The sequence below is a fragment of the Micromonospora sp. WMMD1102 genome, from assembly GCF_029626265.1.
Lineage (GTDB): Bacteria > Actinomycetota > Actinomycetes > Mycobacteriales > Micromonosporaceae > Plantactinospora.
Genome location: NZ_JARUBN010000001.1, coordinates 3,492,529 through 3,509,685 on the forward strand (window position 1 = coordinate 3,492,529; position 17,157 = coordinate 3,509,685).

Annotated in this window: 15 protein-coding genes; 5 read left to right on the plus strand and 10 right to left on the minus strand. The window is 72.2% G+C overall.

Annotated elements, in window-relative coordinates:
- Window positions 1-66: 66 nt before the first annotated feature.
- The 3 genes from O7626_RS15600 to cpt form a co-directional block, all read right to left on the minus strand.
- Window positions 67-447 (minus strand): peptidoglycan-binding domain-containing protein, encoded by a 381-nt coding sequence (locus O7626_RS15600; RefSeq protein ID WP_278061884.1) that lies wholly within the window; start codon window positions 445-447, stop codon window positions 67-69.
- A gap of 145 nt (window positions 448-592) precedes the next feature.
- Entirely contained in the window at window positions 593-3,391 is a 2,799-nt protein-coding gene (locus O7626_RS15605; RefSeq protein WP_278061885.1) for a BTAD domain-containing putative transcriptional regulator, read from the minus strand.
- A 146-nt stretch (window positions 3,392-3,537) separates the two neighbouring features.
- Window positions 3,538-4,071, minus strand: a complete 534-nt coding sequence (gene cpt / locus O7626_RS15610) for a chloramphenicol phosphotransferase CPT (RefSeq protein WP_278061886.1) — start codon at window positions 4,069-4,071, stop codon at window positions 3,538-3,540.
- Window positions 4,072-4,341: 270 nt separating this feature from the next.
- Here cpt and O7626_RS15615 point away from each other — a divergent pair, with 270 nt between their 5' ends.
- Genes O7626_RS15615 through O7626_RS15625 form a run of 3 tightly spaced genes read left to right on the plus strand, consistent with a single transcriptional unit; the run spans window position 4,342 to window position 5,974 of the window.
- Window positions 4,342-5,229 carry a hypothetical protein gene (locus O7626_RS15615; protein WP_278061887.1) on the plus strand — a complete coding sequence of 296 codons (888 nt, stop codon included), beginning with the start codon at window positions 4,342-4,344 and terminating at the stop codon, window positions 5,227-5,229.
- Window positions 5,226-5,663 (plus strand): hypothetical protein, encoded by a 438-nt coding sequence (locus O7626_RS15620; protein WP_278061888.1) that lies wholly within the window; start codon window positions 5,226-5,228, stop codon window positions 5,661-5,663. The genes O7626_RS15615 and O7626_RS15620 overlap by 4 nt, the downstream gene beginning before the upstream one ends.
- Window positions 5,660-5,974, plus strand: coding sequence for a hypothetical protein (locus tag O7626_RS15625; protein ID WP_278061889.1), 315 nt, complete (start codon window positions 5,660-5,662; stop codon window positions 5,972-5,974). The genes O7626_RS15620 and O7626_RS15625 overlap by 4 nt, the downstream gene beginning before the upstream one ends.
- An 85-nt stretch (window positions 5,975-6,059) precedes the next feature.
- Here O7626_RS15625 and O7626_RS15630 read toward each other — a convergent pair whose 3' ends face one another.
- From O7626_RS15630 to kdpF, 6 genes are read right to left on the minus strand one after another with little or no spacing between them, the layout of a single operon-like run.
- Window positions 6,060-6,743, minus strand: a complete 684-nt coding sequence (locus O7626_RS15630) for a response regulator (RefSeq protein ID WP_278061890.1) — start codon at window positions 6,741-6,743, stop codon at window positions 6,060-6,062.
- On the minus strand, window positions 6,740-9,280 hold the full coding sequence (locus O7626_RS15635) for a DUF4118 domain-containing protein (RefSeq protein WP_278061891.1): 2,541 nt from the start codon (window positions 9,278-9,280) through the stop codon (window positions 6,740-6,742). Before O7626_RS15635 ends, O7626_RS15630 begins: the two co-directional genes overlap by 4 nt.
- Before the next feature lie 42 nt (window positions 9,281-9,322).
- Window positions 9,323-10,228, minus strand: a complete 906-nt coding sequence (locus O7626_RS15640; RefSeq protein ID WP_278061892.1) for a potassium-transporting ATPase subunit C — start codon at window positions 10,226-10,228, stop codon at window positions 9,323-9,325.
- Window positions 10,228-12,429, minus strand: a complete 2,202-nt coding sequence (gene kdpB / locus O7626_RS15645) for a potassium-transporting ATPase subunit KdpB (RefSeq protein ID WP_278061893.1) — start codon at window positions 12,427-12,429, stop codon at window positions 10,228-10,230. The genes O7626_RS15640 and kdpB overlap by 1 nt, the downstream gene beginning before the upstream one ends.
- 35 nt (window positions 12,430-12,464) lie before the next feature.
- Window positions 12,465-14,120, minus strand: a complete 1,656-nt coding sequence (kdpA, locus tag O7626_RS15650) for a potassium-transporting ATPase subunit KdpA (protein WP_278061894.1) — start codon at window positions 14,118-14,120, stop codon at window positions 12,465-12,467.
- Window positions 14,121-14,210: a K(+)-transporting ATPase subunit F gene (gene kdpF, locus O7626_RS15655; RefSeq protein ID WP_278061895.1), complete on the minus strand. Its 90-nt coding sequence runs from the start codon at window positions 14,208-14,210 to the stop codon at window positions 14,121-14,123.
- 293 nt (window positions 14,211-14,503) lie between these two features.
- On the opposite strand from kdpF, the gene O7626_RS15660 reads away from it, so the two are divergent.
- Complete coding sequence (locus tag O7626_RS15660) at window positions 14,504-14,926, plus strand: OsmC family protein (protein WP_278061896.1); 423 nt, start codon at window positions 14,504-14,506, stop codon at window positions 14,924-14,926.
- Between the two features lie 29 nt (window positions 14,927-14,955).
- Here O7626_RS15660 and O7626_RS15665 read toward each other — a convergent pair whose 3' ends face one another.
- Window positions 14,956-15,903 carry an endonuclease/exonuclease/phosphatase family protein gene (locus O7626_RS15665; RefSeq protein ID WP_278061897.1) on the minus strand — a complete coding sequence of 316 codons (948 nt, stop codon included), beginning with the start codon at window positions 15,901-15,903 and terminating at the stop codon, window positions 14,956-14,958.
- 378 nt (window positions 15,904-16,281) lie between these two features.
- Here O7626_RS15665 and O7626_RS15670 point away from each other — a divergent pair, with 378 nt between their 5' ends.
- A complete protein-coding gene (locus O7626_RS15670; protein ID WP_278061898.1) occupies window positions 16,282-17,148 on the plus strand; it encodes a hypothetical protein in 867 nt (288 codons plus the stop codon).
- The last annotated feature ends 9 nt before the right edge of the window (window positions 17,149-17,157 follow it).

Below are 17,157 nucleotides of genomic sequence, written 5' to 3' on the forward strand. Positions count from 1 at the left end.
GGAAACAGATCCTCGACACCCTTCACCCCGGTGCACAGTCCCGAACGGCTTCGGTGTCGCTCGTCGTCAGCTGTAGGTCGGGATGACCGACCAGCAGCCCCCGCCGTGCGGCCACATGGGATAGCCGGCCTTGTAGTTGACCATATCGATGAGCGTGGTGCCGGTCGCCTTGCCGACGATGCCGTCGACGGCCAGGCCGAAGAAGCGCTGGAAGTTCTCGACCGCGCGCTTGGTCGCCTGCCCGAAGATGGTGTCGACAGTCAGGCCCGCTCCGCCGACGTAGTTCAGGCCGGCCTGTACGCATCGCACCCCGGCTGTGTTGGACGAACCCATCCCGATGTTGCCCACGTTCGGGGATGCCTGGGCGGGCACCGTGGCCACCCCGAGGAGCAGGGCGACCGCGGCGATCACACCGACCAGAACACTCGACAGTCTCTTCACTGGCATCACAGTCTCTCCTCTGCTGCGACTGACCCGCCACCCCCGCTGGTGGGGTGTGACTGGCGGCCTCTGCGGTTGCCGTCCCAGCATCAGGCAGGGCTGTGGGGCGAGTTCTCAACGGATTGTTGACGGCCGCGAGCGTGCAGGATCGTCAGCCGGTGAGCTTGGCCCGGACCTGCTCGGCCTCGGGGTGTCCGAGTTGGTCGAGGATGTCCAGGGCGCGCTGCCAGATCCGGCGGGACTCGTCGGCGTCACCCGCCGCCCGGCGGGTGTCGCCGAGATGGTTGAGGACGGCAGCCTCGCTGTAGCGGTCGTCGAAGCCCCGGATCAGCTCGAGGGCGTGCTGGTAGCAGGCTGCGGCCTGCTGGTGGTCTCCGAGTTCGTGATGGGCGTGGCCGAGGCTGTCCCAGGTGTCGGCCTCGCCGGGACGGTCCCCGATCTCCCGATGCAGCGAGATGGCCTGCCGGCAGTGGGTCAGCGCCTGCTGGTGGTCGCCGAGCAGCGTGTAGAACCAGCCGACGGAGTTCAGCGCCCTTGCCTGCCCGCCCCGGTGGCCGGCGGTCCGGTACAGCTCGAGTGCCTGTTGGGCGTGACGCAGCGCCTCCCCGCACCGCCCCTTCTGCTCGTAGACCCAGGCCAGACCACGGTGCGTGTAGGCCTGGCCGGTGTGATCGCCCAACTCGTGGAACAACGACAGCGCCTGCCGATAATGGGTGTACGCGTCGTCCTCCCGCCCCTGGCGGGCGTAGGCACGGGCGAGGCCCCGGTGGGCGTATGCCTGACCGGTGCCGTCGGCCAGACGCCGGGCGGCCGCCAGCGCGGCCGTATGGGCGGTGATCTGGTCCTGCCAGTGCCCGCCCCGGTCGAAGAAGTCGGTGAGGGTCCAGGTCAGCTGCCAGGCGTGGCTGCCGAACCCGACCTGGGCGGCCAGCCGGACAACCTCGAGTAGCACCGCGTGCTCGGCGTTGAGCCACGCCGTCGCCCGGGCTTCGTCGACAGGCTGTTCGGCCGTCGTGCCGGGCTGGACGTCGGCCAACGTGATCAGGTCGCGGTGCGGGTCCAGCAGCCGGGCGGCGCGGTGCGCGGTGTGCAGGTAGTGGTCGAGCACCCGGCGGATTGCCGCGTCCCGGTCGTCCTCGTCGTCGAGGGCGTGGGCGAGTTCGGTGGCGTAGGCGCGTAGCAGGTCGTGGAAGGCGAACCGGTCCGGGGCCGGCTTGGCGACGAGGTGCGCGCGGGTGAGTTCGGCCAACAGCGGTCCCACATCTGCGGGTGTGGTTCCGTGCAGGCTTGCGGCGGCGGGGAGGCTGATGTCCGGGCCGGGGTGCACCCCGAGCAACCGGAACAGGCTCGCCGCACCAGGGCTGAGCGCACGGTACGACCAGGAGAACACAGACCGCGCGTCGATCGCGGCGTCGGCGCCGGCGAACGCGTCCAGGCTGCCCCGGGCGTCGTGCAGTTCGCCGGCCAACGTCGCGAGCGGAAGTCCCGGGTCGATCGCCGCGCGGGCCGCCACGATCGCCAGCGCCAGCGGCAGCCGCGCGCACCGGGTGATGATCTCGTCGACGGCCGGCAGCTCGACCGCCACCCGGGCCGCGCCGAGGCGGCGGGTCAGCAGTTGTCGCGCCTCGTCGACCGAGAGCAGGTCAAGCGTGATGGGGCGGGCGCCCTCGGCGGCGACCAGACCGGGCAGCTGGTTCCGGCTGGTCGCCACCACCAGGCAGCCGGGCGCGCCGGGCAGTAGTGGGCGGACCTGGTCGACGTCCCTGGCATTGTCGAGGACGACCAGCATCCGCCGACCGGCCAGCAGGCTGCGGTAGAGGCCGATCTGGGCATCCAGGCCGGCCGGGACCTGCTGCGGTGGTACCGCGAATGCGTCCAGAAACCCGCGCACCGCCTCGACCGGCTTCATCACCGAGCCGCCCGGATCGAATCCGCGCAGGTTCACGTACAACTGTCCGTCGCCGAACCGGTTGGCCACTCGATGCGCCCAGTGCACCGCCAGGGCGGTCTTGCCCACTCCCGCCGTGCCGGACAACGCCGAGATGACCACAGCGGTCGGGTGCTCGGCGGCCGACTCCAGGATGCTGTCGAGCTGGTCCAGCTCACCGGCGCGGCCCGCGAACCCGTACACGTCGGGCGGCAGTTGCGCCGGCACATGCCGGGCCGGCGCCGCCACCGGAAGTGCCGCCGGTGCGGCCCGCTGGAGTTCACCACGCAGGATCGCCAGGTGCAGTCCCCGCAGTGCGGACCCGGGGTCGACGCCGAGGTCGTCGACCAGCCGCTCGCGGGTCGCGGCGTACCGGTCCAACGCCTCCGCGTCGCGACCCGAGGCGTGCAGGGCCCGCATCAGGACAGCGGTCAACGGCTCCACGAGCGGGTACTCGTCGAGCAGGTCGGTCAACGGTCCGACGACGACGGCCGGGTTGCCGACGTCCAGCTCGGCCTCGGCCCACGCCAGGACCGCATCGAGATGCTGCTGCCGACACCTCTCACGCGTCCGCTCCACCCACCGCCCGCTGAGGCCGGTGAGCGGTTCTCCCCGCCAGAGGTCCAGCGCCTCGCGCAACATCGCGGCCCGCCGGTCTCCGGCGCAGTGCGAGTCACGCGCCCGAGCCACCAGGTCATGAAACCGGTGCAGGTCCACCCGGAGACGGTCGATGTCGAGGACATATCCTGCGGCGGTCCGGAGTACCAGCCGCTCGGACCGGTCGGCCGCGACGTCGGAGCGCTCCAACAGGCGCCGGATCCGGGTGACGTAGGTGTGCAGCGTCCGGCGTGCTCCCGGCGGTGCGGCCGGGCCCCACACCCGGTCCATCAGGACCTCGACGGACATCGGCCGACCCGCGTCGACCGCCAGGGCCGCCAGCACCGCGCACTGCTGCGGCGGCCCGACCGGCACCGCACGATCAGCTACTCGAATCTGGACCTGCCCCAGGACCCGCAACTCCATCGTCAGCCTCCGGCCACACCCGCCTCGCCGCCACAAAAGACATTGACCATCAAGACTGCCCCGAACATCCACCACCGGGGTAGTTGCTGTCGTCGATCTTCCAGTGCCCGGGCGGTAACACAGGTCGCCGGCGGCGGTACGACCGATCAGTCCAGCCGGGCGGCGATGATCCGGGCGCAGGCCAGCGACTCGGTGTGCGTGGTGTCCACCTGCACGTCGTACTCGACGCCCTGGTGCACCAGCTCGGCCTGTGCCGCCGCCATCCCCCGGGCCCGGTCTCCCCGGGCGATCTCCCGGCCCTCGGCGACCGCCGGGTCACACCTGACCCCGACCCACAACACGTCCAGCCCGGCCAGCGCCGTGCGCCACAACCGCTGTGAGCCGGCGCCGCCGAGGAAGACGTCGTCGACGACGACCCGGGCGCCGGCGTGGGCCATCGCGGCGATCCCGGTCATCCAGGCCGCCTGGAGCCGGTCGAACTCGGGACCGACGCTCACCGCGCCGTCCGCACCGAACTCGATCCCCGCCCCGCCGGAGCGCATGGCGGCCGGCATCGCGTCGACGAGCGTGTCGACCCCGTAGCCGAGCCAGGCGTCGGGCAGGACCGCCTGGAGACAGCGGACGATCCCGGACTTGCCCGAGCTGGATCCACCGTTGAGCACGATCACCGAAGTTGTCACAGTGCCACCATAGATCCACACCGGTAGCCAGCTCGGCCGGCGGACGCCGGACGCCGCGCACTGATCCGCGGACCGTACGGGCACCGCGCATCGACGGGAAAGCCACGCCGAGGCCGACAATCGGCACCGCGGAAACCTGATCGGGCCGGTTCACCCACTCCGACTGGTGCGATCGACGGCCTCCGGGTCCGCCGTACTCCGGCTGCTCGGTTCTTTGCCGCACAGCCATCGATCGCCTACATTTTCGGCTTACCGGCGTGCGGAGGGCAGATGTCTGATCTCTGGGACGGTCTGCGGTCCCGGTGGGAGAGTATTCGGCACGCCGTCGACGCCGGCACGCCGGGCAACGGCGGCGTCCGCCAGGGCGTGGCGATCACCGAGGCGACCGGGCCCGGCCTCGCGACCAACCCGATCACGATCACCGGCATCCCGGGCGCCGGCAAGACGGTCTTCTACGAGGCGCTCGCCCAGACACTCCGGAGTGGCGCTCCGGACAGTACCCGGAGCCAGAAAATCGAGAAGCACATGATCCAGCTCGCGGCCAACCGGTGGCGTAACCGCGCGGCGGTCACGGTGATACCCGGTCAGGACTCCACCGAGCGGGAGAAGGCGCTGGACGACACCATGCGCAACGGCGCCTCGCCGCACGGCCTCGTCTACTTCACCTGCTGGGGGCACAACAGGATCTGGTATCGCAGCGACCAGCGTGAGGTGCTGGAGCGCCTCGGCGAGGGCGGCCGGGTGGTGGACGAGGACGCGGTACGCGGCTGGCATCTCAACAAGGAACTGCTGGACTTCCGTACCCTGGTCGACGACATCATCGAAGGCCGCGTGGCGGAACGACTGCGCTGGCTGATCGTCGCGGTGTCCAAAGTCGACATCTACTGGGATCGGCTGGCCGAGGCCCGCGACTACTATCTTCCCGGCGAGCAGGGGCGGCACTCGCAGTTCGGCGAACTCCTGCGGGACCTGGCCGTCGAGACGTCCCTGAGACTGGCCGTACTGCCGATGGGCTCCCGGGTGATCCGTCACCAGTTCCTGCCCGGCCTGCCGGCCCGGACGTCGCAGTTGGACGACGCGCAACTCGGCGTACTACGGGCCCATTTCAGCAACGGTCTGCACGAGTTCGTCCACTCGGGCGAGCAGGGGCGGACGTGACCGCCCTGGACAGTGGGGCCGCCTTCTTCGGCCTGCTCGAGACCACCGAGCGCCGGCTCGCCTCGGTCGGGGAACTGCGGGCCAGACTCCGCTGGCTGCGCGGGCTCTGGGCCGCACTGGCCCTGGTCGCCCTGCTGGCGCCGGTCGCTGTGCTGGCCGGCGTGGGCGACCCGGAGTCGGCACCCGGCGGCTGGCTCGCCGGTTCGGCGGTGGCCGCGGTGGCGGTCTTCGGGCTGTGGACGGTCGTCCTGCGCCCGGCCGGCCTGCGGCTCGCCCTCGAAGAGCGACGTATCGCCACTGACGTGAGCCGGCTCCGCGAGGTGTACGCCCACTTCGCCGAACGCGAGGGATGGGACGACGTACGGGTCCGATCCGTCCGGCGGCGGCTCTCGGCGTTTCCCATCGGGGCACGAGGGGACGGGGAGCGACAGTGAAACGCTGGGCACGGATCTGCGGCTTCGTCGCCATTCCGGCGCTGCTGGTCACGGCGGTCGGTGCGGTGCTGGCCCAACGCCGGCCCGGCCACCTGAAGGAGACCTTCGCGACCCAGTGGGACGCCATCGCCGCCTCCGTCACGCTGGTGATCTGCGGGGCGATCGGACTGTTCTACGGCCTCACCCTCTGCCTGAGCGTGCTCGGCGCCTACCAGGCCGACAACGTACGCAAGGGGTCGGTGCTGGCCGGCTGCGGCCTCGTCGTCCTCCTCGTCGGCGGGCTGCTGCTGTCGACGTTGCTGGTGCCGTGACCCGTCCCGCCGCCCCGTCCGGCAACCGCTGGAACCCGACCGGTCACGGCTGGAACCCGACCGGTCACGGCTGGAACCCGACCGGTCACGGCTGGAAGCGGTAGCCCATCCCCGGTTCGGTGAGCAGATGCCGGGGGCGGGACGGGTCGTCCTCCAGCTTGCGGCGCAACTGGGCCAGGTACTGCCGCAGGTAGTTCGTCTCCGACTGGTACCGCGGCCCCCAGACGTCGTGCAGCAGCTGACGCTGGCTGACCAGCCGGCCCGGGTGGCGTACCAGGATCTCCAGCAGGTGCCACTCGGTCGGCGTGAGCCGCACCTCGGCACCGTCGACCTCGCCGCGCACCGTGTGCGCGCCGAGGTCGACCGTGTACCCGCCGATCCGTACCGCCGGCACCTCCTCCCCCGCCCCGGCGGCCCGCCGGGTCACCGCGCGGACCCGGGCCAGCAGCTCGTCCACCCCGAACGGCTTGGTGACGTAGTCGTCGGCCCCGGCGTCCAGCGCCGCCACCTTGTCCTGGCTGCCGGCCCGGCCCGACAACACGATGATCGGTACGTTCGTCCAGCCGCGCAGTCCCCGGATCACCTCTACCCCGTCCATGTCCGGCAGGCCGAGGTCGAGCACCACGATGTCGGGGCGGTGGCTGGCGGCCAGCCGGAGCGCGGTCGAGCCGTCCCCGGCGACGTCGACGTCGTACCGCCGGGCCTTCAGGTTGATCCGCAGCGCGCGGAGGATCTGCGGCTCGTCGTCCACCACCAGCACCCGGGTCATCCGGCACCCTCCTCGTCCGCCACCGGCAGCCGCAGCACCATGGTGAGTCCGCCGCCCGGGGTCTCCTCGGGCTCCAGGCTGCCACCCATCGCCTCGGCCAGGCCCCGGGACAGCGCCAGGCCGAGCCCGAGCCCGGCGTGGTTGTCCCGGTCGCCCTGCCGCTGGAACGGCTGGAAGGCCCGGTCCCACTGCTCCGGGGGCAGTCCCGGCCCCCGGTCCACCACCCGCAGCTCCACGAAGCCGCCGTGTTCGCTGGCGGTGATCGCCGGTGGCCGGTCCGGTGTGCTGAACCGCAGCGCGTTGCCGACCAGGTTGACGAGCACCCGTTCCAGCAGGCCGGGGTCGGAACGGACCGCCGGCAGGTCCCCGGGCAGGCTGACCCGGACCAGCCGGGCCGGCTCGCCCAGTTCGTCCAGGGCCGGCGGCACCACGTCCTCCAGGCCGAGCACGGCGGGGCGCAGCCCGAGTACCCCGGCCTGGAGGCGGCTCATGTCCAGCAGGTTGGCCACCAGCCGGGTCAGCCGGTCCAGTGACTCCTCGGCGGTGGCCAGCAGTTCGTCCCGGTCGTCGGGGTCGAACTCGACGTCGCCGCTGCGCAGGCTGTTCACCGCCGCCTTCGCCGAGGCGAGCGGGGTACGCAGGTCGTGGCTGACCGCCGCCAGCAGCGCGGTACGCAGCCGGTCCGCTTCGGCGATCGGCCGGGCGGCGGCCGCCTCCTCGGCCAGCCGTTCCTGCCGGAGCGCCACGCCGGCCTGCGCGGCGAACGCCTCGACGATGCGCCGGTCGGCCGCCGGTAGCACCCGGCCGCGCAGTACCAGCCGGAGGTCGTCCGCGACACCCACCTCGACGTCGCCGGCGGCGGGTGTGCCGCACGGCTCGGCGCCGACGTTGGCGGCGATCCGCCAGGCGCGCGGGTCCCGTTGCCGGTCCGGGCCCTCCGGCGCGTCCGGGGTGCCTTCGAGCAGGGTGACCGAGGCCAGTCCGAAGGTCTCGCGCAACCGTTCCAGCAGCGCCGTCAGCGGCCGGGCGCCCCGGACCACGCTGCCGGCGACCGCGCCGAGCAGCTGGGCCTCCGCACTGGCCCGGGCCGCCTCCCGGGTACGCCGGGCGGCCAGGTCCACCACCCCGCTGACGGCGGCGGCGACGAGCAGGAAGACGACGAGGGCCAGCACGTTCTCGGTCTCGGCGATGGTGAGCCGGTGCAGCGGCGGGGTGAAGAAGAAGTTGATCAGCAGAGAGCTGAGCAGGGCGGCGAGCAGCGCCGGCCACCAGCCGCCGACCAGGGCGACCCCGACCACGGCGGCGAGGAAGAGCAGCAGGTCACTGCTGAGCGACAGCTCGTCGGCGAGCAGCCGGAGCAGGTACGTGAGCAGCGGGATGCCGAGCACGGCCAGCCCGAGGCCGACCAGCCGGCGCCGCCGGGACAGCGCGGCGGGTGGCGCCGTCGGCCGGCCCCGTCCGGCCTGCTCGTGGGTGACCAGGTGCACGTCGATCGGGCCGGACAGTGCCGTGGTGGTGGCGCCGACGCCCCGGGAGAGGATCTGGGCGAACCTGCCCCGCCGGCTGGCCCCGAGCACGATCTGGGTGGCGTTGACCCCCCGGGCGAAGTCGAGCAGCGCGGTCGGGATGTCGGCGCCGATCGCCTGGTGGTAGCTGCCGCCCAGCCGCTCCACAAGCATCCGCTGCCGTTCCAGCGCCCCCGGGTCGGCACCGCGCAACCCGTCGCTGCGGGCGACGTGGATCGCCATCAGCTCGGCGCCCTTGCTCCGGGAGGCGATCCGGGCGGCCCGCCGGATCAGCGTGGCACCCTCCGGCCCGCCGGTCAGCCCGACCACCACCCGTTCCCGGGTCTCCCAGACGGCGGCGATGCCCTGGTCGGCCCGGTACCGGTCGAGCTGGTCCTCGACCTTGTCAGCCAGCCAGAGCAGGGCGAGTTCGCGCAGCGCGGTGAGGTTGCCGATCCGGAAGTAGTTGGCCAGAGCCGCGTCGATCTTGTCCGGGTGGTAGATGTTGCCGTGCGCCATCCGGCGGCGCAGCGCCTCCGGGGTCATGTCGACCAGCTCGACCTGCTCGGCGCCGCGTACCACGCCGTCCGGCACGGTCTCCCGCTGTACGATCCCGGTGATCTGCTGCACGACGTCGTTCAGCGACTCCAGGTGCTGCACGTTCACCGTGGAGAGCACGTCGATGCCGGCGTCCAGCAACTCCTGGACGTCCTGCCAGCGCTTGCCGTTGCGCGACCCGGGCACGTTGGTGTGGGCCAGTTCGTCCACCACCGCCACCTCGGGCCGGCGGGCCAGCACCGCGTCGACGTCCAGCTCGGTGAGGTCGCTGTCCCGGTAGCGCACCGTCCGGCGCGGCACCACCGGCAGGTCGCCGAGCATCGCCGCGGTGTGCCGGCGGCCGTGGGTCTCGACCAGACCCACAAGCACGTCGGTGCCGCGTGCCGCCCGCCGGTGCGCCTCCTCCAGCATCGCGTACGTCTTGCCGACCCCCGGGGCGGCCCCGAGGTAGATGCGCAGTTGCCCGCGTGCCACGCTGCCGATCCTGCCTTATCCGTCGGGGCCGCCCGGGGCCGTTCAGCCGCCCGCTGGGAACGCGCGGTCCAGCGCGATGTTGAGTTCGACGACGTTCACCCGGGGCTCACCGAGGAAGCCGAGCCCTCGCCCGTCGGTGTGCTCCTCGACCAGCCGCCGTACCTGCTCCGGGTTGGTCTGCCGCTCCCGGGCGACCCGGTCGACCTGGATCGCCGCGTACGCCGGGCTGATGTGCGGGTCGAGGCCGCTGCCGCTGGCGGTGACCGCGTCGGCCGGTATCGCCGGCTCGGCCGGGGCGTCGCCCCGGACCGGGGTGAGCACCCCGCCGGAGTAGACCTGCCCGGGGACGGCGCACTCCACCGGCACCCCGCCGAAGCTGGCCAGGAACGGGGTGGCCGGGCAGGCCTGGTTGACGCTTACCGCCCGGGTCACCGGACCGGTCAGGCCGTCGCGGTGGAAGACCCGGAGCACCGCGCCCAGCCCGTCCGGGGTGCAGAACGGCCGCCGGCCGTCCACGCCGTCGAGTTCGCCGGCCGCCCGGCTGCGGGTGCAGACCTGGGTGAGCAGGCTCTGGGTACCCTCGTCCGGGTTTCCCTCCTCGTCGACCGCGCCGGGCACCGGCAGGGTGTCCTCGACGCTGTTCGGGCCGAGGTTGCTGGCTGCGGTGGCGGTGGGGTCGTAGCCGTCGCCGGCCGCCGACGGGCGGGACTGGAAGTAGCGCGGGACGGCGTTCCCGGCGCCGTCGGTGAAGGACTGGCCGATCAGGCCGCTGCCGGCGACGGCGCCGTCGACTCCGCGCACCAGCGAGCCCTCCGCCCGGTCGTGCAGGCCGGGCAGCTGCCCGACACCGACCAGGACCAGTGGGTAGGCCAGCCCGAGCAGTGCGGTGAGCACCAGTAGGGCCCGGAACGCGGCCAGGTGTTGGGCGAGCCAGGTGGGTAGACGCATCACGAGATCCCTGGGATGAGCGAGAGGAGGAGGTCGAGGAGTTTGATGCCGACGAACGGGGCGACGATGCCGCCGAGGCCGTAGACCCAGAGGTTGCGGGTGAGCAGCCTGCTGGCACTGCTCGGCCGGTAGCGGACACCTCGCAGGGCGAGCGGGATCAACGCGATGATCACCAGGGCATTGAAGATGACCGCGGCGAGGATCGCCGATTCCGGGCTGGACAGCCGCATGATGTTGAGGGTGTCCAGGCTCGGGTAGATGCCGGCGAACATGGCCGGGATGATCGCGAAGTACTTGGCGACGTCGTTGGCGATCGAGAAGGTCGTCAGCGCACCCCGGGTGATCAGCAGCTGCTTGCCGATCTCCACGATCTCGATCAGCTTGGTCGGGTCGGAGTCGAGGTCGACCATGTTGCCGGCCTCTTTGGCCGCCGTGGTGCCGGTGTTCATCGCCACCCCGACGTCGGCCTGGGCCAGCGCGGGGGCGTCGTTGGTGCCGTCACCGGTCATCGCGACCAGCCGGCCGCCCTGCTGCTCCCGCCTGATCAGCGCGAGCTTGTCCTCCGGGGTGGCCTCGGCGAGGAAGTCGTCGACCCCGGCCTCGTCGGCGATCGCCTTCGCGGTACGCGGGTTGTCCCCGGTGATCATGACGGTCCGGATGCCCATCCGGCGCATCTCGGCGAACCGCTCCCGCATGCCCGACTTGACCACGTCCTTGAGGTGGATCACCCCGAGGGTGCGGGCCGGCTCGCCGTCGACGTGCTCGGCGACCACCAGCGGGGTACCCCCGCCGCCGCTGATCCCGTCGACGATCTCCCCGACCTGCTCGGTCGGCTGCCCGCCGTTCTCCCGGACCCACTTCAGCACGGCCGCCGCCGCGCCCTTGCGGATCCGCCTGCTCGGCCCGCCGGCTCCGCCGTCCACCGTGGCATCCGGCGTCAGGTCGATGCCGGACATCCGGGTCTGTGCGGTGAACTCGACGAAGGTGGCGTGCGGGATCAGCCCCGGCTCCCGCTCGCGCAACCCGTACGCGTTCTTGGCCAGCACCACCACCGAGCGTCCCTCCGGCGTCTCGTCGGCCAGGCTGGCGAGCTGGGCCGCGTCCGCCACCTGCTCGGCGCCGACCCCGTCGACCGCGACGAACTCCGCCGCCTGCCGGTTGCCCAGAGTGATGGTGCCGGTCTTGTCCAGCAGCAGCGTGTTGACGTCGCCGGCGGCCTCGACGGCCCGGCCGCTCATCGCCAGCACGTTGCGCTGGACCAGCCGGTCCATCCCGGCGATGCCGATCGCCGAGAGCAGCGCGCCGATGGTGGTCGGGATCAGGCAGACCAGCAGCGAGACCAGCACGATCCCGGTGACCCCGTCGGAGTTGATCGCGGCGGTGTCCGGTGCGGCGCCCTGGAAACCCTTCGAGAAGATCGCCAGCGGCTGGAGCGTCACCACCGCCATCAGGAAGATCACGGTCAGCGCCGCGAGCAGGATGTTCAGGGCGATCTCGTTCGGGGTCTTCTGCCGGTTGGCACCCTCCACCAGGGCGATCATCCGGTCGACGAAACTCTGCCCAGGCTGCTGGGTGATCCGCACTACGATCCGGTCGGAGAGCACCTTCGTGCCGCCGGTCACCGCGCTGCGGTCGCCGCCGGACTCCCGGATCACCGGGGCGGACTCGCCGGTGATGGCCGACTCGTCGACGCTGGCGATGCCCTCGACGACGTCGCCGTCGCCGGGGATCACCTGCCCCGCCTCGACCAGCACGATGTCGCCGTGCCGCAGCTCGGTGGCGGCGACCGCCTCGTCGCGGTAGACACCGGGCTTCGCCCCCGGCGACCAGCCGGTCAACCGGGTCGCCACGGTGTCCCGCTTCGCCTGGCGCAGCGTCGCCGCCTGCGCCTTGCCCCGTCCCTCGGCGACCGCCTCGGCCAGGTTGGCGAAGAGCACGGTCAGCCAGAGCCAGACCGTGATCGCCCAGGCGAAGCCGCTCGGCTCGGCGACGGCCAGCACGGTGGTGAAGACCGCGCCGACCTCCACGATCAACATCACCGGGTTACGCCAGAGGGTGCGCGGGTCGAGCTTGCGGAACGCGTCCGGCAGCGAACGGAGCAGTTGCCGGGGGTCCAACAGCCCACCGCCGACCCGGCCCTGTGCGGGGCCGGCGGACGGCAGCCCACCAGCGGGGGCGGGCACCACCGGGCTGACAGTCATTTTCCCTTTCCTTCCCATGTTGACTCGCACCGCGATCACAACCCCTCGGCCAGCGGGCCGAGGGCCAGCGCGGGCAGGAAGGTCAGCGCCACCAGGATCACCGTGACGCCGGTGAGCATCCCTACGAAGAGCGGCCGGTGCGTCGGCAGCGTGCCCGCCGAGGCGGGTACCGGCCGCTGCCGGGCCAGCGCGCCGGCCAGGCCGAGCACGAAGACGATCGGCAGGAACCGGCCGAGCAGCATGCAGAGCCCGAGGGCCGTGTCCCACCAGGGCGTGTTGACCGTGATGCCGGCGAACGCCGAGCCGTTGTTGTTGCTCGCCGAGGTGAAGGCGTAGAGCACCTCGGAGAGGCCGTGCGGGCCCACGTTCAGGGCCGTCGAGTTGTTGCCGGTGGCGAAGGCCGCCGCCGTGCCGATCAGCACCAGCATCGGGGTGACCAGGAAGTACAGCGAGGCGAACTTGATCTCCCGGGCGCCGATCTTCTTGCCGACGTACTCCGGGGTGCGCCCCACCATCAGCCCGGCCACGAAGACCGTGATCACGGCGAGGATCAGCATGCCGTACAGGCCGGCGCCGACACCGCCGGGAGCGACCTCGCCGAGCATCATGTTGACCAGCGGCATCATCCCGCCGAGCGGGGTGAACGAGTCGTGGAACGAGTTCACCGCACCGGTCGAGGTGAGCGTGGTGATCGCGGCGAACGAGGCCGAGTTGGAGACCCCGAACCGGGCCTCCTTGCCCTCCAACGCCGCACCCACCGCCTGCGGCACCGTACCGCCGCCGGTCACCTCGAAGACGTTGGTCAGGGTGATGCTGACGATCGCCAGGATCGCCATCACCGCGACGATCGCGTACCCCTGCCGGTTCTGCCCGATCATCCGGCCGTAGACCCGGGGCAGGCTGAACGGGATCAGCAGGATCAGGAACAGCTGGAACCAGTTGGTCCAGGTGGTCGGGTTCTCGAACGGGTGGGCGCTGTTGACGTTGTAGAAGCCGCCGCCGTTGGTGCCGAGTTCCTTGGTCACCTCCTGCGAGGCGACCGGGCCGCCGGTGATCGTCTGGGTGCCGCCGGCCACCGTGGTCACGTCGGTGCCGCCGGAGAGGTTCTGCACCACCCCGCCGATCATCAGCACGATCGCGCCGAGCACCGCGATCGGCAGCAGCACCCGCAGGGTGATCCGGACCAGGTCGACCCAGAAGTTGCCGAGCTGGTCGGTCCGGCTCCGGGCGAAGCCGCGGACCAGCGCCACCGCCACCGCGATGCCGACCGAGGCGGAGACGAAGTTCTGCACCGCCAGCCCGGCCATCTGCACCAGGTGGCCCAGGGTCGACTCACCCGAGTACGCCTGCCAGTTCGTGTTCGTCACGAAGCTGACCGCGGTGTTCCAGGCGACGTGGTCCGGTACGGCGTCGAGGCCGAGCGAGAGCCAGAGCTTGTCCTGGAGCCGCAGGAAGGCGTACAGGAAGAGCAGGGAGACCAGGGAGAAGGCCAGCACGCTGCGGGCGTACGTGGCCCAGGACTGCTCGGCCTTCGCGTCGACGCCGATCAGCCGGTAGATGCCCCGCTCGATCCGGGAGTGCCGGGTGCCGGAGACCACCCGGTAGAGGTGGTCGCCGAAGGGCTTGTAGACCGCCACCAGCGCCAGGGCGAGCGAGGCGACGAGGATGATGCCCGCGGTCGTCGTACTCATCTAGAAACGCTCCGGGAACAGCAGTGCGAACAACAGGAAGGCGGCCAGCCCGGCCGCGAGCACCAGGCCGACGAGGTTGACCACGCTCACAGCCGCTCCACCGCCCGGGCGAGCAGGGCCAGGGCCGCAAAAAGCCCCAGCGTCACCAGCACGAACACGACGTCGATCACCGAACGTCCTCTCCAGCGCGCGTTCCGGGCGACCGTTCTCGGCCGCCCGATCCAGGTAAACCCGAAGGTCGGCCCGGGGTGGCCGGTTCTGACGGTTCGGCTACGCCGGCACCGCGCATCTTGACGTGATCTTGACGGCCGGGTCGGGTCCGGCGGCGGGTTTCCCGGCGCCCCTGTCGGGTAGCCCGCCCGGGGACCACAGGGGGGTGCGGGATGCCGGAATCGGAAGCCTGGGTGCACGAGGCCACCGCGACGGCCGAGGGGGGCCGGTTGCGTACCGACGACGGGGAACTCTCCACCACCCTGGCCTCGCCGCTGGCACCGCACTGCACCGGGCTCGCCCCCGAGCAGTTGCTCGCGGCGGCGTTCGCCTCCTGCCTGCACCACGCGGCGGTCGAGGCGGCCACCGGGATCACCGACGAGGCGCACACCGTGCAGGTCCGCGCCCAGGCGCGACTGGCCAGGGACGCCGACGGGCGCTACCGGGCGGACGTACGGGCCAGCATCGCCTCGGTCGGCCTGAACCGGGACCAGCTGACCGACCTGGCCCGGTACGCCGACCGGCTCTGGCCGTTCTCCAGCGACGGTGGCCGGCACACCCTCACCGTCGTCCCGGCCGATCCCGGCCACCGCTGAGCCGGTGGGGCCGGTCGGCGCGGCGCCGGCTACCGGAAGCCGGCGGTCACCGCCCGGTGGTCGCTGGCCGGGGTACGCACCACCCGGGCGTACGCCGCGGTGAGCCCCCGGTAGAGCACGTGGTCGGGGCGGGTGACCGGCAACGCGGCCGGCCAGGTGAAGCCGGGGCCCCGACCCGCCTCCGCCTGGGCATCCTTGAGCAGCTCGGTCAGCGGCTCGATCATGCGGTCGGTGGTGGCGGTGTTCAGGTCGCCGAGCACGATCAGCCGCTCGGCCGGGTCCTGCCGGATCTGGCTGGCCAGCGCGGTGACCGTGCGGTCCCGGGTGCCGGTGTCCCCGGCCCGGGCCGAGCCGAGGTGGACGACGTAGACGACCACGTCGCCGCCGGGCGCCGCCACCACCGCCCGCAGGGCCCGGGTCCAGGCCAGTCCGGTGTCCACGCCGACGTCCTCGCGGATCGGGAACCTGCTCCACAGCGCGACGGTGGAGACGTCCGCCCGGTAGGGGTACCGCTCGGCCATCGCCCCGGCCACCGAGCCCCGGGTCTGGCCGGAGACCTCCTGCAACCCGATCACGTCGGCGTCGGTGTCGGCCAGGCTCGCCACCGTGCCGGCCGGATCGGGGTTGCCGGCCCGCAGGTTCTGGCTGGCCACCCGCAACCGCACCGAGCCGCCACCACCGCCGGGCAGCCAGGCGGTGCCGAAGAGGGTCGCCCAGAGCACGGCCGGGACCAGCACGGCCGCCAACGCGGTCCGGGAGCGGCGCAGCCCGGCGGCGAGGACGAGCAGCGGCACGCCGAGGCCGAGGAAGGGCGCGCCGCTGTCCACCAGGCTGCCCAGGCCGCGCACGTTGGGGATCAGGCGGTGCCCGGCCATCAGCGCGGTCAGCAGCGCGGCCGCGACCAGGATCATCATGTCCCGGCGCCGCCCCCGACCGACCGGCCCGCCATCCGCAGGCTTGATCTTGCTCTCCGCCACCGAGAAGCATCGTATAAGAGCCGGTCCGGTCCAGAGTCGAGACCGGCACAGCGGGCGGACCGACCCGTCGACCAGGGCTGACGACCACTCGGGCCAGGGCTGACGACCGTTCGGACCAGGTCCGGCCCGGTCCGACCGGACCAGCGGAGCTGGACCGAACGACCGACCCGGGCGATCTTCGTCGAAGATCCCACCATTGGCGGGGAAACCTGCCCGGCTGACCCAGCCACCCGGATAAGACGGACATTCCGCATCCGTCCGCTCCGGCCGCGCCCGGTCACCACTGCCGACGACTGCCCGGTTGACCAGGCAAAAGTGTGGCGCAGGCCACCGATCCGACCGACCCCATTCAGCTCGGCGTTACCTAACCTCTGCCGGGTGCATCACACGGAACAGAATGATCCCGGACAGGACACCGGAGCCCAGGCTGACCGTTCGGCCGACACCGGCTCCACCGCCCAGGTAACCAGCCGACACCGGGTGCCGGCGCCGCGACGGCTGCGTCGGACCCGGGCACTGCTCTCGTCCCGCCCGGTACGGGTCGGCGCGGTCGCCGCGGTGGCCTGCTGCCTCGGCACTGTGGTCTTCGTCGAGTCGAGGACGGCCAGCACGCCGGCCGGACCCGCGCCGGCCGACCTGCTCGCCGAGCGCGCCGCCAGCGCCGAACGCCAGCCCGCCTCCCGGGCCACCGAACGCGCTCCGGCGCCGACCCCGACCGCCACGCCGAGCAGTACCCCCGCCGCCACCCCGACCGCCCGACCGACAACGGCCCGGACCAAGGTGACCCGGGCGAGCAGGAAGCCCAGCCGGCCGACCCCGGTCGCCGGACTCACCCAGACACAGATGGACAACGCACACACAATCGTCCAGGTCGGCGTGAAGATGGACATCCCGCGCCGCGGCCTGGTGGTCGCGATCGCCACCGCCATGCAGGAGAGCAACCTCTACAACCTCGCCAGCGGCGCACTGCCGGAGTCGCTGGACCACCCGAACCAGGGCGTCGGCTACGACCACGACTCGGTCGGGCTGTTCCAGCAGCGGCCCAGCTCCGGCTGGGGCACGGTCGCCGACCTGATGCGCCCGGCGTACGCGGCCGAGCAGTTCTACGCGGCCCTGCTGGAAATCCCCGGCTGGCAGCAGATGAGCGTGGCCGCCGCCGCCCAGTCGGTGCAGATATCGGCCTTCCCCGACGCGTACGCCCAGCACGAACAGCGGGCCAGCACCGTGGTCGAGGCCCTCGGCTGACCGCACGCC

Coding starts and splice junctions, on each gene's coding strand:
- kdpA (WP_278061894.1), bottom strand. CDS start 14,120: ATGAGTACGACGACCGCGGGCATCATCCTCGTCGCCTCGCTCGCCCTG.
- O7626_RS15640 (WP_278061892.1), bottom strand. CDS start 10,228: ATGCGTCTACCCACCTGGCTCGCCCAACACCTGGCCGCGTTCCGGGCC.
- O7626_RS15615 (WP_278061887.1), top strand. CDS start 4,342: ATGTCTGATCTCTGGGACGGTCTGCGGTCCCGGTGGGAGAGTATTCGG.
- kdpB (WP_278061893.1), bottom strand. CDS start 12,429: ATGACTGTCAGCCCGGTGGTGCCCGCCCCCGCTGGTGGGCTGCCGTCC.
- O7626_RS15605 (WP_278061885.1), bottom strand. CDS start 3,391: ATGGAGTTGCGGGTCCTGGGGCAGGTCCAGATTCGAGTAGCTGATCGT.
- O7626_RS15600 (WP_278061884.1), bottom strand. CDS start 447: ATGCCAGTGAAGAGACTGTCGAGTGTTCTGGTCGGTGTGATCGCCGCG.
- O7626_RS15660 (WP_278061896.1), top strand. CDS start 14,504: ATGCCGGAATCGGAAGCCTGGGTGCACGAGGCCACCGCGACGGCCGAG.
- O7626_RS15630 (WP_278061890.1), bottom strand. CDS start 6,743: ATGACCCGGGTGCTGGTGGTGGACGACGAGCCGCAGATCCTCCGCGCG.